The following is a 15,085-nucleotide window of genomic DNA, read 5'->3' as shown; positions in this document are numbered from 1 at the left end:
CGGTCCTCGATCCGTCGGGGCCGAAGACGCCGGTGCACCGGGGGCCGGGGGCGCACAGGACGCGGCTGCCGGCATGGGGTGCACCGCTGTCATGGTGTTCTTCCTCCCGCGCGGCGGGCCGTGCCACGGCCGGTGGCACGGCCCGGGCAGATGCTGGCAACGCCCGCTCGCGCCGGGCTCAAAACGTCCTGGAGCCGTGGCCGCGACGGTTGCGGACGGCGCACCCCGGCACCGGGCGGGCGGACCAGGACGCCGGGGCGGCTCGCGCAAGGGGGAACGCGGGAGTGCCGTGCCCGCGGCTTCGAGGGTGTCCCGAGTCCGGTGCGAGCCGGCGTTGCCAGCATCCTGCCCGGCCCGTGCCGCGGGCTGCACCCCAGCTCGTGGAGGAAGGAAACACACCATGAGATCCGGCTGGATACGCAGGATCTGCCTGCCGGCAGCGCTGATCGCGGTCACGGCGCTCAGCGCTCCGGCGGCCACGGCGTCCGCGCCGGAGCGTTCCGGGAACCGGTACTACCTCGACTGCGCCGGCGGCAGCGACTCGGCCTCGGGGCACGGCCCCGCACAGGCCTGGCGGACCCTGCGGAAGGCCAACTCGGTGACCTTCACGCCCGGCAGCCGCATCCTGTTCAAGCGCGGAACCCGGTGCGAGGGCACCTTCGCCCCGCACGGCTCGGGCACCGCGGCCCGGCCCATCGCCACGGACGCCTACGGCAAGGGGGCCAAGCCGGCGATCGCCGGGCAGGGGGCGCTCGCCGCGGTCCTGCTGGACAACGTCGAGTACTGGGAGGTGCGCGACCTCGACGTGTCCAACTGGGGTACGACCCCGCCGGCCGCGGACGAGCTGCGGATCGGCATCTACGTCCGGCTGACCGACTTCGGCACGGCACGGCACATCGTCATCGCCGACAACCACGTCCACGACGTCAACGGGTGCGACTGCGCCAGTCCGCACTCACCCGACGTCAGCGGCGGAATCATCCTCAAGGCCGGCGGGACGCGGACCCCGACGGCCTTCGACGACGTCACCATCACCGGCAACACGGTCAGGCACGTCGACCGGCAGGGCGTCATGACCTACTCCGACTGGGAGCGCCGCGCCCGGTACCCGGACGGCCGAGGCACCACCTACCTGCCCATGACCCGGCTCCGGATCGTCGGCAACCACATGTCCGACCTGGGTGGCGACGCCGTCGGCGTGCAGAACGGCAAGGACGCACTGGTCGCCCGGAACACCGTCAGGGGATGGGCCGAGCGGGCCCCGTCCTACACCGCGGCCATGAGCGCGTTCAACTCCGACGGCACCGTCTTCAGCCACAACGTGGTCACCGACGGCGCGGGCCACGACGCGCTGCCGTCCGCCGCGTTCATGACCGAACACGCCAACTCGGACACGGTCTTCGAGTACAACTTCAGCGCGAACAACCAGGGCGGCATGCTCGTCGTGTGCTCCGACGCCGGGCGTCCCAGCGACAACACCGTGGTCCGCTACAACATCAGCCAGAACGACAACTCCAACGGCTGGTTCCCCGACTTCTTCGAGGAAGGGGGCCGGGACTACGTCGGCGTCATCACGACCATCTGCCTGGAGTCCGGCGGCGTCGACTTCTACGGCAACACGGTCTACAGCGATGTCGCCGAGCGCATGGTGGCCAACTACACGGACAACAAGCTGAACTTCACCGACAACATCTTCGTCGGCCGGTCCGCCGGCGCGGGCTGGAACGACCCCCACGGCGTCTACGACCACAACCTGTACCAGAACATCACCACACCGCCCTCCGGCGACTCCCAGGCCCGCACCGGTGACCCGCGCCTGGTCGCGCCCGGCACGGCGACCGGCCTGTCCGACACCCGTGGATACCGGCTCCGCGCCGGCTCGCCCGCGCTCCGCGCCGGGGTCCCCGTGGCCGGCGACGGCGGCCGGGACTTCTTCGGCAACCCGATCCCCGACACCGCCCCCAACATCGGCGCCTACACCGGACCCCCGGTCCGGTAGCCGGACACACCCCCGACGAGACAAGGGAGAACAGCATGACCCGACGGGACCCGGGCCAACGCCTGCGGGTGCTGGTCATCGGTGCCGGTATCGGCGGGTTGAGCCTCGCCCAGGGGCTGCGGCGGGAAGGGATCGACGTCGCCGTGCACGAGCGGGACGCCCACGTCCCCGGCTCCGCCGACCGCTACCGGCTGCGCATCACCCCGGAGGGCGACGAGGCCTTGCGCGCGTGCCTGCCGAACCACCTGCACGAACTGCTCGTCGCCACCTCGATGACGTACGACAAGGGCATCGCCGGTTTCGACGAGCACCTGTCCCCGGTGTGGGAGATGAACGAGCCGGACGTCGCCGAGGACCGCCGGGTGGACGCGGTCGACCGGGCCGCCCTGCGCGCGATCCTCTTCACCGGCCTGGAGGACACGGTCGTCCTCGACAGCTCCTTCGAACGCCTCGAGCAGACGCAGGACGGCCGGGTCCGGGCCTACTTCGCCAACGGCACCACCGACACCGGCGACGTGCTGGTGGCCGCCGACGGGGTGGACTCCGCGGTGCGCGCCCGGTGCCGGCCCGGGGACGAGGACCGCCCCCGGGACCTGAAGGTGCGGTCGATCGTCTCGCGCGTCCCGAGGGAGGCCGTGGTCAAGAGCGGTCTCCCGGACTTCCTGCAGGACCGGTTCAGCGCCGTCACCGCCTGCGACGGTGTGAGCTTCGGCCTGCTGCCGATGACGTTCCGCACCTCGCGGCCCCCGGGGGCGCCCGTGGCGGTGGACACCGAGGACTACTACACGACGGTGCTGAACCTGCACCGCGATGCCCTGGACGTGTCCGACGAGGCGTTCTTCGCCATGACCGGCGAGCAGCTGCTCGCCCTGCTGCGGGCGCGCACCGCCGGCTGGCACCCGGACCTGCGTGCCCTGCTGGACCACGCGGCGGCCCCCGACACGCACCCGATCGCCCTGCGCGCCGCGGTGCCGGTGCGCCCCTGGGAGCCGGGCCGTGTCATCCCGCTGGGCGACGCGGTGCACGCGATGCCGCCCTCCGGCGGGGTCGGGGCGAACACCGCGGTCCAGGACGCCGCACTGCTGTGCCGCGAACTGGGCAAGGTGGACCGCCGCGCGCAGACCGTCACCGAGGCGGCCCGCGCCTACGGCACGGCCATGGCCTCGTACGCGGCGGCGGCGGTGACCATGTCGCTGCAGATGGCGAAGGGCTCCACGGACATCGACTGGAGTCCCTGAGCACCACCGTGGCACACGCGAAGGGACCGCGCCGGCACGGCGCGGTCCCTTCGCGTGTGCCCGGCTCAGGCCGGTACCTCTGTCGCCGGGATCGACCACTTGGCGATCCGCAGCGACAGCTGCACCCCTTCTTCGGCGTACTCGGCCATGGCCTGCTGGTAGGACGCCAGCGCCGCGGCGAGATCCTCCCGGCCGGCCGCGGCCTCGGACAGTGCCCGGCCGAGCCCCGCGGCATCGCGCAGCGCCGTGTTCGCACCCACTCCGCCGGACGGCGGCATGGTGTGCGCCGCGTCCCCCAGCGGCACCACCGGCCCCGGCTCCCAGGGCTCGACGGGGACGGTCGCCCGCAGCGCCACGGCGAAGGACTGCTCGGTGTCGGCGTGGTCGAACACCCCGCGCAGCGCCGGGTGCCACCCCGCGGTCCGTTGCGTCACCAACGCGTTCAGCTGCTTCCCGGACAGCGCGAAGAACTCCTCGTCCGGGAGGGCGAGATCGCCGCGATGCACATTGAACACGGCCATGTAGTAGTCCTCGGGGTCCGTCAGACGCGCCGCCGGGGCCAGCCGCCGCGCCGCCGCGGTCGGGGCCTCGCGGAACACCATCGGCATCAGCCCCAGGTGGTGTCCGTCCGAGCCGATCACATAGGAGAACCGGTCCCGCAGCACCTCCGGAAGGCCTGCGCTGTGCGCCGCGGCGCGCGGGATCCGGGAGAAGACCGTGCGCACGCCCAGGTCCTTCGGCCGGTCCTGCGGCCGCAGCCGGGCGCGGATGCGCGAACCGGCGCCGTCCGCCGCGACCAGCAGGTCGCCCTCGGCCGGGTCGCCCTGTGCGAAATGTGCGCGCACCCGCCCGTCGGGCAGGAACTCCACGTCCCGGCAGTCGCGGCCGAAACGCACCACCCGCTCCAGCCCGGTCAGCAGGATCCGGCGCAGCGTCACCCGGTCCACCGCGTCGATCCTGTCGGGGGCCTCGCCCCTCGAATCCGGGACCGTCGGTGCCCACTGCGGTTCGAGCCGTTCGTCGTAGGCGGCCAGCCCGCCGTGCTCCCGCCGGTTGGCGGTGGCCACCAGCAGATCCTGCAGCTCCTGCGGCAGACAGGCGCGCAGGCCCTGCTCTCCCTCCGGGCTGATCCGCAGCCGATACCCCTGCCGGCGGCCCTCCGGGGTCGTGTCCCGTTCGTGGACCTCGACCGGAACGCCGGCACGCAGCAGGCTGTGCGCCAGGCAGAGACCGCCGACGCCCCCGCCGATGATCAGGACCTTCATGCCCGCCCCCACTCGAATGCCGTGTCACGCTTCCGTGGACGCCGTCCACCCTGCGGCCTCCCCCTCGCGGCGCGGTCGAGCGGCGGCCCCCCTTGGCCGGGGCCCGAGCGAGTCTCGAAGCGGTGCCGCAAGGCTGCCCGGCATGACCCAGACCCAGACCGGCGGCTGCCGGGTCATCCTGCGCATGGAGATCCGCCCCGAGGCCGCCGGCTCCTTCGAGCGCACCTGGCTGGAGGTCGGCCGTCTCATCGCAGGGGAACCGGCCAACCGGGGCCAGAACCTGGTCCGCAGCCAGGACGAGCACGACGTCTACTACGTGATCACCGACTGGGAGGACGAGGCGGGCTTCCGCGCCTTCGAGCGCAGCGACGCCCACGTCACCCACCGCCGCCGCCTCGCCCCGTTCCGCACCGGCGGCGGCATGACCGTCACGCGCGTGGTGCACGACCTGCCCGCGCAGGCCGCACCTTCGACCGAGGAGCATCATGACTGACCGGCTCGCCGTGATCGGCCTGGGCAACATGGGCGGTGGCATGGCCCGCCGCCTGCTGGAGACCGGGCACGCCCTGACCGTGCACAACCGCACCGCGGACAAGGCCGCCCCGCTCGTCGCACTCGGGGCGCGCGCCGAGGCCACCCCCGCCGAGGCGGCGCGCGGCGCGGAACTGCTCCTGCTCAGCCTGGCCGACGAACAGGCCGTGGAGGAGGTGCTGTTCGGGCAGCTCGTGCCGGAGCTGGACCCGGGCACGGTGGTGGTCGACACCTCCACCGTGTCCCCGGGCTATGCCCGCGCCGCGGCGTCCCGGCTGGCCGCACTCGGCCTGCACCGGGTGGAGGCATGCGTGGTCGGCAACCCCCTCCAGGCTCGCGCCGGCGAACTGCGCATCTACACCGCCGGTGAGGAGAGCACCGTCCAGCGGGTCGGCGCGCTTCTGGACGACCTCGGCTCCGAGGTCGTCCACATGGGCGCCCCCGGCTCCGCCACCACCCTCAAGCTCATCCTCAACCTGATGCTCGGCGCGCAGGTCGCCGCGCTCTCCGAGGCCGTGGCCTACGGGGTGCGGGACGGGATGGAGCGCGACCGGCTGCTGGAGATCGTGGCCGGCACCGGCTTCAGCTCCCCGGTGCTGCGCTTTCGCGCCGGGCTGATGCGGTCCGGCTCCTTCGAACCGGCCTTCTTCCGCTCCGCCCTGATGGCGAAGGACCTGCGGATCGCCCTGGCGACGGCCCAGGACGCCGGGGCCGGGCTCCCCGTGCTCGAGGCGGTGCGGGAGCGGTTCGAGGCGGTCGTGGCGGCGGGCGACGGGGACAAGGACGCGGCCGTCCTGATCGACCACGCGGTCGGCGCGGACACCACCGGAGAAGCGGATTCCCCCGTCCCTTCCGGTCCGCGGCGCCGCACGGCGTAGCAGCGCCGCAGGCGGCCGCCCCGGTCCGGGGCGGCCGCCTGCGTGTGTCCACGGCTTTCGGTCAGGCCGGGGCGGACGACGGATCGGGTGCGGCCGCCTTGTCCTCGGCCGGCTGCCGCCTGGGCAGCGTCGCCGTCAGCACCAGGGCCACCAGCGTCACCCCGATGCTCACCATGAACGTCCTGACGGTGGCGGTCTCGTATCCGTGATCGGGCAGCAGGGAGAAGAACACCGTGCCGAACAGCGCGATGCCCGAGGCCTGGCCGACCTGGGCGGTGGTGTTGACCAGACCGGAGGCGGCACCGGCCTGCTGCGGCTGGATCTGCGCGAACGCCGTGCCGAACAGCGCGTTGAGCACGCCGCCGATGCCGAAGCTGAAGAAGATGATCGGGCCGAGCATGTGCCACACGTTCAGACCGTCCCCCGCGGCGTGGATCACCAGGGCGATGGAGGCCAGGCTCGCCGCCAGCACCGCGACCATGACCGTGACGAAGGAGCGGCCGATCCTGGCGGCCAGATTCATGGACAGGGCGTTGCCGAGGACGATGCCGATGACCCCCGGGGCGAAGGACAGCGCGGCCTGGACCGGTGAGAAGTCGAGCCCGAGCTGCAGGTAGAGGGTCAGCATGAAGAACACCCCGATCGCCATCTGGGTGGTGAGCATCACGACCAGACTGGACGACAGGCTGCGCACCCGGATCATGGACGGCGGGACCATCGGCTCGCCGCCGCGCGCCTCCTGGCGGCGCTGGTGCAGCACGAACAGGCCGGCCAGCGGCACGGCCGCGACCATCAGCGCGATCGACCACAGTGGCCAGCCCAGCTCACGGCCCTGCACCAGCGGATAGAACACGGCGAACCCGGTGACGGTCAGCAGCGCCAGACCGCCGAAGTCCAGCCGGTGGCGCAGGAAACCCGGCCGGGTCGGCATGGTCACCAGGGCGCCGAGCAGACCCGCCACCCCGATCGGGATGTTGACCAGGAAGATGGCGCGCCAGCCCGACCCGAACAGGTCGGCCTCGGTCAGGACACCGCCCAGGAGCGGCCCGAGGAGCCCGCCGAGCGGGAAGGCACCGGCGTACAGGCCCATGGCCTTGGGGCGCTCGGTCTCGTCGAACTCGGTGTGGATGAACGACAGCACCTGCGGCACCATCAGCCCGGAGGCGATGCCCTGCACCACCCGGGAGGCGATCAGCAGGCCCGGTTCCGGGGCCAGCCCGGCGGACAGCGAGGCCAGGGTGAAGACGCTCATGCCGGTCAGGAACATCCTCTTGACGCCGTACTGGTCGCCCAGCCGGCCGCCGAGGATCAGGGTGAGGGCGAACCCGAGGGCGTAGCCGGCGGAGATCCACTGCATCGCGGCCTCTCCCGCGTCCAGGTCACGGTGGATGGCGGGCAGCGCCACGGCCACGATCTGGTTGTCGATCATGTCGACCAGCACGGCCAGGACACATACCACCAGCGCCCACCACCGCAGCGGGTGCTTCTCCATCAGTTACTCCTTCGCTCGGACAGCGGAATCCCGCAACTCACAATCAATGATCGAATCGACTGTGTCAACCAGTTGTTTGATTAAGCTGTTCTGTCGATTGATTCGGCTACTTGTGTGTATCGTTCGGACATGACTGTGTCGAAGCCCCGCCGATCCCCGAAGCCGTCGGAGCGGCAACGTGACCCGGAGCGCACACGCAGGCTTGTGCTCGACGCAGCGGTGGCGGAGTTCGCCGCACACGGCTACGCGGGCGCCCGCATCGCGGCGATCGCCAAGCGGGCGGGCGTCAACCAGCAGTTGATCTCCTACTACTTCGACGGCAAGGAAGGCCTGTTCCGGGCCATGTCGGACAGCTGGGGCGAGCGGGCGAGCACACTCGTCGAACCCGGCACCTCGCTGCCCGAGCAACTGCGCCGCTATGTGCTGGAGGCGCTCGAGAACCGGGACGGCATGCGGCTGCTGGCCTGGGGCGGCCTGGAGTACACCGGCCCCGAGGCGGACCCGGACCACGCGCCCCGCACCGAGCGCCTCGCGGATTCCGTGTCCGACATCCGTGAACGGCAGAAGGCCGGGGCTCTGCCCAAGGAGATGGACCCGGCCTGCCTGACCGTCATGCTGATGGCGGCGGCGATGGCCCCCGTCACCCTTCCGCACGTCATCGCGGGCGTGTGCGGGGAGGACCCGCAATCCCCGGAATTCATCGAACGCTTCGCCGACCAACTCGCCCTCCTGGTCCGACAGCTCGGACTCGGCGCCGGCTAGGGCCTTTCTTTCGGACCGACCCGGGTCCGCGGCGCCCGGCACGGCGCCTCACGGCGTCGTCGCACGACCCGGGTACGCCCGGTACGCGGATCACGCTCCGCCTCGCGACGCACCGCACCGGACACCGCGGCCCGATCCGACCCGATCCGAAAGAAACGCCCCGGGGCCGGGTCCGGCCGATCAAGCCGGCCGCAGGGGACACGGAACCGACCCGGCCGGATCGCTCCGCCCGGCCGCCGCACGCGCCCGTCACCATCCGAGGTGCTCCCCGTCGCGCAGGAAGGCCCCGGTGGGGCCGCCGTCCGGCAGCGTGGCGGCATCCGCGATGTCCACCGCCGCCTCCTGGGCCGTGCGTTCGGCATCGGGCACCATCCGCGTCCGCACCCGGCCGGGGTTGACCGCGTTCACCAGCACTCCGGTGTCCGCCGTCCGGTCGGCCAGCATCGTGGTGAGCGCGTTCACGGCGGCCTTGGACAGCGAATAGGCGGGTGCGCCGGCCCACAGGCCCAGCCGGAAGGAGCCGGTGCCGCTGGAGACGAACACCACGCGGCCCCAGCCGCGCCGGACCATCCCCGGAACGAACGCCTGCACGACGCGCCAGCCGCCCAGCAGGTTCACCTCCAAGGTGTCCCGCACGAGCTCCAGGGGCTCGGTGAGCACGTCCCGGCCGCCGTCGAGCAGCACTCCGGCGTTGCAGACGAGCACATCCACCGCGGGCAGCCGCCCGGCCGCCCGGCGCACGCTGCGCGGGTCGCTCACGTCCAGTTCGTGGCCGCTGACCCGCGGCCCCAGCTCCTCGGCCGTGCGCACGGCGGCCCGGCCGTCGCGCGCGGTCGCAAGGACGCGCAGGCCACGATCGGCGAGTTCGGCGGCGACGGCCCGGCCAAGGCCTCGGTTGGCCCCCGTGATCAGGGCGGTACGGTGTTCGGCCACGACGTCCCCCAGGGCTCCCGAACGGTGGATGACGTGTGATGCTCCAGCTCCGCGCCCGAGCCGTGCTCGCGTCGCGATGGAGTCCCCACCGCCCGCCCCGCCCCCGGTGCGCGCCCGCCCTCCGGCGGCGGCGTGTCCAGCCGAGGTCGAGCCGGCTCCGAGCCCCGGGTGTGAGCCTCCACCCGGGATCACCGAGCCCGGGAGGATTCCCGGTGATGCTGCCGGCGCGGGACGGCCGTCCCCGGGCCGCCGCGGTCCGCGGCCCGCTCCGGGCCGTCCGCCACCTGTCAGCCCCCGGTACCCCCGGACCCCCCGTTTCGCGCGCGGGACCCGGGCCGGGCCCCCGGAGAAAGGCGAGGACCGATGACACGAACCGACGAACCGCTCCGCTTCCCGTTCACCAGCAAGCATCCGATGCTTCCGCCGGACGAGTTCGGCCGGCTGCGCGCCGAATGCCCGGTCGCCCGGGCCACCTTGGCCAACGGCCACCAGGTGTGGCTGGTGACCCGGCACGCGGAGGTGCGCAAGGTGCTGTCCGATCCACGGTTCAGCCGCGAGGCGATCACCCGGCCGGACGCGCCCAGGCTCCTTCCGGTGGCCTCCGGCTCCAAGTCGATCTTCGTGATGGACCCGCCGGAGCACACCCGGCTGCGCGCCCTGGTGGGCCGGGTGTTCACGACCCGTCAGGTCGAGACGCTCCGGCCGCGGGTGACGGAACTGACCCGGCAGATGGTGGGCCGGATGGTCGAGCTCGGCCCGCCGGCGGATCTCGTCGAGCACCTCGCGCAGCCGCTGCCCCTCACGGTGATCTGCGAGATGCTGGGCGTGCCGCCGCAGGACCACACGCTCTTCCAGGGCTGGACGGACGTGATGCTCAGCGTCAGCGCCCACTCCATGGCCGAGGTCGGCGCCGCCGCCGCCGAACTGCGCCGCTACCTGGGTGAGCTCATCGCCGCCAAGCAGCGCGAGTCCGCGGACGACCTGCTGACCGTCCTGATCGCCGCCCGGGACGAGAACGACTCGCTGAGCACCGAGGAACTGGTGGCGTTCGCGGAAACCATGCTGATGGCGGGCTACCACGCCACCACCTCCGAGATCGCGCACGGCGTGCTCACCCTGACCGAACGGCCACAGACCGTGCGCAGACTGCTCGAGCGGCGTGGCGAACTGCCCGCCGCCGTCGACGAGCTGCTCCGCTTCTCGCAGGCCGGCGGCGGTGTCGGCCCGATCCGGATCGCGTTGGAGGACATGGAGATCGGCGGGGTGCAGGTCAGGGCGGGCGAAGCGGTGCTGCCCTGCATCAACTCCGCCAACCGCGACGAACAGGTCTTCACCGACGCCGCGGAGCTGGACCTGACCCGGACACACAACCCGCATCTGGCCTTCGGGCACGGCATACACCACTGCCTCGGCGCGCACCTGGGCCGGATCGAACTCACCGTCGTACTGGACGAGCTGTTCACCCAGCTCGGTGCCTTCCGGCTCGCCGTGGCCCACGACGAACTGAGCTGGAGCGCGAACCGCGCGTTCACCCGCCCGGACACCCTCCCGCTCACCTGGTGAGCCCCATGCGCCCTGCCCCGGCCACCACCGTCCTCGCACCCAGGGAAGGATCCCTCCAAGATGACCGCCTCCACTGACGACCACAGCCCCGCCGTCCCGTTCAACGCCCGGCCGCTCATCGAACTGGGCACCGGTTTCTGGGGTGCCAAGACCCTGCTGACGGCCGTCGAGATCGGCCTGTTCACCGTGCTGGGCGACGGCGAGGCGGGCGAGGAACAGCTGCGCGCGACGCTGGACCTGCACCCCCGCTCCTCGCGGGACTTCCTGGACGCCCTGGTGGCGCTCGGGGTACTGGAGCGGGAGGACGGGAGGTACCGCAACACTCCGACGACCGCGTACTTCCTGGACGAGAACCGCGAGAGCTACATCGGCGGCTGGATGCGGCAGGCCAGCAAACACCTGTTCAGGGCCTGGGAAGGGCTCACCGAGAGCCTGCGCACCGGCAAGCCGTACATCGGCTGGGACAGCGAGGACTTCTTCGAGCGGCTCTACGAGGACATCGACGAGCGGCGCAGCTTCATCGCCGCGATGGACGCCTGGAACACCCACATCGCCGCCGAGCTGGCGGCCGGCCTGGACTGGACCCGGCACGGGACGTTCGTCGACGTCGGCGGCGCCCGGGGCAACCTGGCGGCCACGTTGCTCAAGGCACAGCCGCACCTGCAGGGCACGGTCCTGGACCGGCCGGAACTCGCCGAGCTGTTCGAGGAGCACATGCGGCGCCGCGGTACCACCGGCCGCATCGGCTTCACGACCGGCGACTTCTTCAACGAACCGATCCCGCCGGCCGATGTGCTGATCTTCGGTCACATCCTGCACGACTGGGACGACGGCCAGCGGGAGACCCTGGTCCGCCGGGCCTTCGAAGCGGTCGAGCCCGGTGGTGTCGCGATCTTCTACGACCGGATGATCGACGACGACCGCAGGCACCACGCGACCGGCCTGCTGGGCTGCCTGAACCTGCTGGTCGTGACGCCGGGCGGCTCGGAGTACACCGTCGCCGACTGCCGCCGCTACGCCGCGGACGCCGGTTTCGCCTCGACGTCGACGCTGCCCCTGTTCGACGGCTTGGAGACGGCGGTCATCGCGCACAAGGCCGGCTGAACCCCGGCGGGCGAAAGCCCGGGCCGGAAGGGTTTCGACCCTTCCGGCCCGGGCTTTCGCACGTCACCGGGCGACCGGCGTCACCAGGTGACCGGCAGCGTGTGCGCGCCGTAGATCTGCATGTCGGTGCGCATCGGCACCTGGTCGGCCGGGACGGTCAGGCTCAGCTCCGGGAACCGCCGCACCAGCTTGCCGAACGCGATCCGCATCTCCATACGGGCCAGCTCCTGCCCCAGGCACTGGTGCAGGCCGTAGGCGAAGGCCACATGCCGCTTGGGGCGGCGGGTCACGTCGAACTCTTCCGGGCGGGGGAACTGCGCGGGGTCCCAGTTGGCCGACTCGGTCGCCAGCAGGAGCGGATCGCCCGCCCTGATCTGCTGCCCGCCGAGCTCGAGATCGGCCTTTGCCGTGCGCGGCAGGCAGAAGGGACCGACCGTGGTGTAGCGCAGGATCTCCTCCACCGCACGGTCGACCAGCTCCGGCTGCTCCCGCAACGTCTCCCACTGCGACCGGAAGGACATCAGGGCCAGTACGCCCAGCCCGATCACATTGGCGGTGGTCTCGTAGCCCGCGATCATCATCAGATTGCCGACGGCCACCAGCTCGTCGTCCGTCAGCGGCGTCCCGTCCTCGGGCACCGCCTCGATGAGGCCGCTCAGCAGACTCGTGTCCGGACTCTCGCGCTTCTTTCGCACCAGGGCGCGCATGTCGTCCGCCATGCCGGTCATCGCGTCCAGCAGCTCCTCCTTGCCCCGCTCCATCCGAAAGATCACGTGAGAGCGCTCCTGGAACAGCGCGCTGTCCCGGTAGGGCATGCCGAACAGCGCGCAGATCACCTGGGAGGGGACGGGCTGCGCGAAGTCCGTCACCAGGTCCGCCGGCGGACCCGCGGCCTCCAGGGCGTCCAGGCACTCGTCCACGATCCGTTCGATGCTCGGAGCCAGCGACTTGAGCCTGCGGACCGTGAACTGCCCGGTCAGCAGCCGTCGGTAACGGGTGTGCTCCGGCGGGTCCATCCCGATGAAGGAGGTGCCGAATCCGGAGGCGAGATACTCCTCGGGGGTGAGGGTGACCGAGTTGACCGAGGTCTGGAAGTGCCGCTGCGCGCTCACCTGGGGGTGTGCCAGGGCGGCGGTGACGTCCCTGAAACTCGTCACCAGCCAGCCGGTGCCGCCGTCCGGCAGCCTGACCGGGCTGACCGGCGCCTCGGAACGCAACCGGGCGTACGGCTCCGGTTGCGCCAGCGGGCAGCCGCGCGCCAGGTCCAGGGGCTGCGGTTGGGTCTGGGGCATCGTGTCTCTCCTAGAACTCGAGGCTGATGCTGTAGTGCTTGAGCCAGGCGTTGAGCCCCAGCGCCATCTCCACGTTCATCCGGCTCGGCCAGTCCTGGGAGACCCCCTTGGGGTGGGCGAGGACCTCCTTGACGGCGGCCGGGTCCAGCAGGGGCAGCACGGGGGCGTCCGGGTCCGCGAAGGTCGCGGCCAGCTCCGCGTGCAGGGCCTCGGTGTAGGACGGGTCCTGGGTGACCGGGTAGGGGCTCTTGCGCCGTTCGAGGACCGAGGCCGGCAGCAGATCCTCCACCGCGGCCCGCAGCAGACTCTTGTCCCGTCCGTCGAAGGTGTGGAACTCCCACGGGATGTTGTAGGCGTACTCCACCAGCCGGTGGTCCATGAACGGCAGCCGCGTCTCCAGCGCCCAGGCGGCCGCGAGCCGGTCGCCGCGCTCCAGCAGCATCGGCAGCCACCGGGTGAGCTTGACGTAGCGGACCGTGCGCATCAGGCTCTCGTACTCGCTCTCGCCCGGCTGGTGCGGCGTCTCCTTGCGGGCCTGGGAGAAGTTGTCGGCGTAATAGCTGTCCATGTCCAGCTTGGCCTGCAGCTCGTCGCTCAGCAGGCCGCGCCCCTGGCCCTTGCGGCAGCCGGGCACCCGTTTCTCGTTGGCGATCCACGGGAAGGTGCCCGAACGCACCAGCTCTTCGTCGTGCATCCACCGGAAGCCGCCGAAGAGCTCGTCGCCGACCTCGCCGGTGAGCGCCACCGTGGAGTGGCTCTTGGTGGCCTTGAGCATCAGGAACTGCGAGGCGTCCATGTCGCCGGCGTAGGACGGCTGGTCCTGGGCCATGAGCGCGGCCATCCGGATCCCGGGATCCATCAGATCGCCGGTGTCCAGGACGATGCGGGTGTGGTCGGAGCCGACATGCTCCGCCATGGCATCGGCGAACGGCAGGTCGGCGGTGTCACGGGTGTCGTCCGGCTGGAAGTTCTCGCTGTAGCCGTCGTACGTCGTGGTGACGGTGCGCAGGCGCTGCCCGGTGTTGCGGCGCATCCACCGCGCGGCCAGCGCGGTGATCGCACTGGAGTCGACGCCGCCGGACAGCAGGGTGCACAGCGGCACGTCCGCGGTGAGCTGCCCGGGCACGATGTCCTCCAGCAGCGCCCGTACGTGCTTGATGGTGCCCGGCAGGTCCTCGGTGTGCGGCTGCGCCCGCAGCGACCAGTATTCACGCTCGACGGTTCCGCCCCGGCTGAGTGTCAGGGTGCGGCCGGGCAGCAGCGTCTGCTGGTCGCGGAAGACCGCCCGGCCCGGGACCTTGGCCGTGGAGAAGACCTCCCGGAGGCCGTCGATGTCCACCGCGGCACGCAGGAGCGGGTGGGTCAGCAGCGCCTTGGGCTCGGAGGCGAACACCACCCCGTTCGGGAGCCGGCGGTAGTACAGCGGTTTGAGCCCGAACCGGTCGCGCGCCAGCAGCAGGCTCTGGGTGCGCAGGTCCCACACGGCGAAGGCGAACATGCCCTCCAGACGGCCGAGGCAGTCCGCACCCCACTGCAGGTAGGAGCGCAGCAGCACCTCCGTGTCGCTGCGGGTGCGGAAACGGTGGCCGTACGCCTCGAGTTCGGTGCGCAGCTCACGGAAGTTGAACACCTCGCCGTTGAAGCTGAGCACGGCCAGCGTGCGGCCGTCCTCCTCCGCCTTCATGGGCTGGGCTCCGCCGGCCAGGTCGATCACCGACGTCCTCACATGCCCCAGGGCCACGTGGCGGTCGCACCAGACACCCTGCGAGTCCACGCCGCGATGCTGCTGGGCCTCGTTCATCGCACCGATCGTCGTGTGCTCCCCGGAAAGATCAGCCGCGAAGTCCACCCACCCGGCGATTCCGCACATGTTCGGTCTCCTCTGGTTGTCGGTCTGGGACCGAGGGTCGCGGCGCTGCCTCAAACGCGTCTTGACGCCCTCTCGACAGCCCAGGCCACCCGATCGGCGCTCGAGCAGGCACCGAGTCGCCGGGTCCAGGGTCGGGAGCCGACACGGACGACGGAGGA

Annotated in this window: 12 protein-coding genes; 7 read left to right on the top strand and 5 right to left on the bottom strand. The window is 71.7% G+C overall.

Annotated elements, in window-relative coordinates:
* Positions 1-400: 400 nt before the first annotated feature.
* Together QFZ75_RS40515 and QFZ75_RS40510 are read left to right on the top strand one after the other, a co-directional pair.
* Positions 401-1,999: a right-handed parallel beta-helix repeat-containing protein gene (locus QFZ75_RS40515; protein ID WP_307545757.1), complete on the top strand. Its 1,599-nt coding sequence runs from the start codon at positions 401-403 to the stop codon at positions 1,997-1,999.
* 35 nt (positions 2,000-2,034) lie between these two features.
* A complete protein-coding gene (locus QFZ75_RS40510; protein WP_307545755.1) occupies positions 2,035-3,237 on the top strand; it encodes an NAD(P)/FAD-dependent oxidoreductase in 1,203 nt (400 codons plus the stop codon).
* A 65-nt stretch (positions 3,238-3,302) separates the two neighbouring features.
* Here QFZ75_RS40510 and QFZ75_RS40505 read toward each other — a convergent pair whose 3' ends face one another.
* Positions 3,303-4,502, bottom strand: a complete 1,200-nt coding sequence (locus QFZ75_RS40505; protein ID WP_307545754.1) for an NAD(P)/FAD-dependent oxidoreductase — start codon at positions 4,500-4,502, stop codon at positions 3,303-3,305.
* A gap of 142 nt (positions 4,503-4,644) precedes the next feature.
* Here QFZ75_RS40505 and QFZ75_RS40500 point away from each other — a divergent pair, with 142 nt between their 5' ends.
* Both QFZ75_RS40500 and QFZ75_RS40495 read left to right on the top strand, forming a co-directional pair.
* A complete protein-coding gene (locus QFZ75_RS40500; RefSeq protein WP_307545752.1) occupies positions 4,645-4,995 on the top strand; it encodes an antibiotic biosynthesis monooxygenase in 351 nt (116 codons plus the stop codon).
* Positions 4,988-5,911, top strand: a complete 924-nt coding sequence (locus tag QFZ75_RS40495) for an NAD(P)-dependent oxidoreductase (RefSeq protein WP_307545750.1) — start codon at positions 4,988-4,990, stop codon at positions 5,909-5,911. Before QFZ75_RS40500 ends, QFZ75_RS40495 begins: the two co-directional genes overlap by 8 nt.
* Before the next feature lie 61 nt (positions 5,912-5,972).
* On the opposite strand, the gene QFZ75_RS40490 is transcribed toward QFZ75_RS40495, so the two are convergent.
* The gene (locus QFZ75_RS40490; RefSeq protein WP_307545748.1) at positions 5,973-7,403 is read right to left on the bottom strand and encodes an MFS transporter; all 1,431 of its coding nucleotides are present in this window, start codon (positions 7,401-7,403) and stop codon (positions 5,973-5,975) included.
* A 129-nt stretch (positions 7,404-7,532) separates the two neighbouring features.
* Between QFZ75_RS40490 and QFZ75_RS40485 the strand changes: the two genes are divergently transcribed.
* Positions 7,533-8,165 (top strand): TetR/AcrR family transcriptional regulator, encoded by a 633-nt coding sequence (locus QFZ75_RS40485; RefSeq protein WP_307545746.1) that lies wholly within the window; start codon positions 7,533-7,535, stop codon positions 8,163-8,165.
* A gap of 249 nt (positions 8,166-8,414) precedes the next feature.
* Here QFZ75_RS40485 and QFZ75_RS40480 read toward each other — a convergent pair whose 3' ends face one another.
* Positions 8,415-9,098, bottom strand: a complete 684-nt coding sequence (locus QFZ75_RS40480) for an SDR family NAD(P)-dependent oxidoreductase (RefSeq protein WP_307545744.1) — start codon at positions 9,096-9,098, stop codon at positions 8,415-8,417.
* A gap of 363 nt (positions 9,099-9,461) precedes the next feature.
* Here QFZ75_RS40480 and QFZ75_RS40475 point away from each other — a divergent pair, with 363 nt between their 5' ends.
* Complete coding sequence (locus tag QFZ75_RS40475) at positions 9,462-10,661, top strand: cytochrome P450 (RefSeq protein WP_307545742.1); 1,200 nt, start codon at positions 9,462-9,464, stop codon at positions 10,659-10,661.
* 60 nt (positions 10,662-10,721) lie between these two features.
* Entirely contained in the window at positions 10,722-11,765 is a 1,044-nt protein-coding gene (locus tag QFZ75_RS40470) for a methyltransferase (protein WP_307545740.1), read from the top strand.
* Between the two features lie 80 nt (positions 11,766-11,845).
* Here QFZ75_RS40470 and QFZ75_RS40465 read toward each other — a convergent pair whose 3' ends face one another.
* Positions 11,846-13,057, bottom strand: a complete 1,212-nt coding sequence (locus tag QFZ75_RS40465) for a cytochrome P450 (protein WP_307545738.1) — start codon at positions 13,055-13,057, stop codon at positions 11,846-11,848.
* A 10-nt stretch (positions 13,058-13,067) separates the two neighbouring features.
* Positions 13,068-14,927 (bottom strand): asparagine synthase (glutamine-hydrolyzing), encoded by a 1,860-nt coding sequence (gene asnB / locus QFZ75_RS40460; RefSeq protein WP_307545735.1) that lies wholly within the window; start codon positions 14,925-14,927, stop codon positions 13,068-13,070.
* Positions 14,928-15,085: the final 158 nt, after the last annotated feature.

The organism is Streptomyces sp. V3I8 (genome assembly GCF_030817535.1).
Taxonomy (GTDB): Bacteria; Actinomycetota; Actinomycetes; order Streptomycetales; family Streptomycetaceae; genus Streptomyces.
Note: the sequence above shows the minus strand (reverse complement) of the source record. Positions and strands in the feature narration are given on the sequence as shown.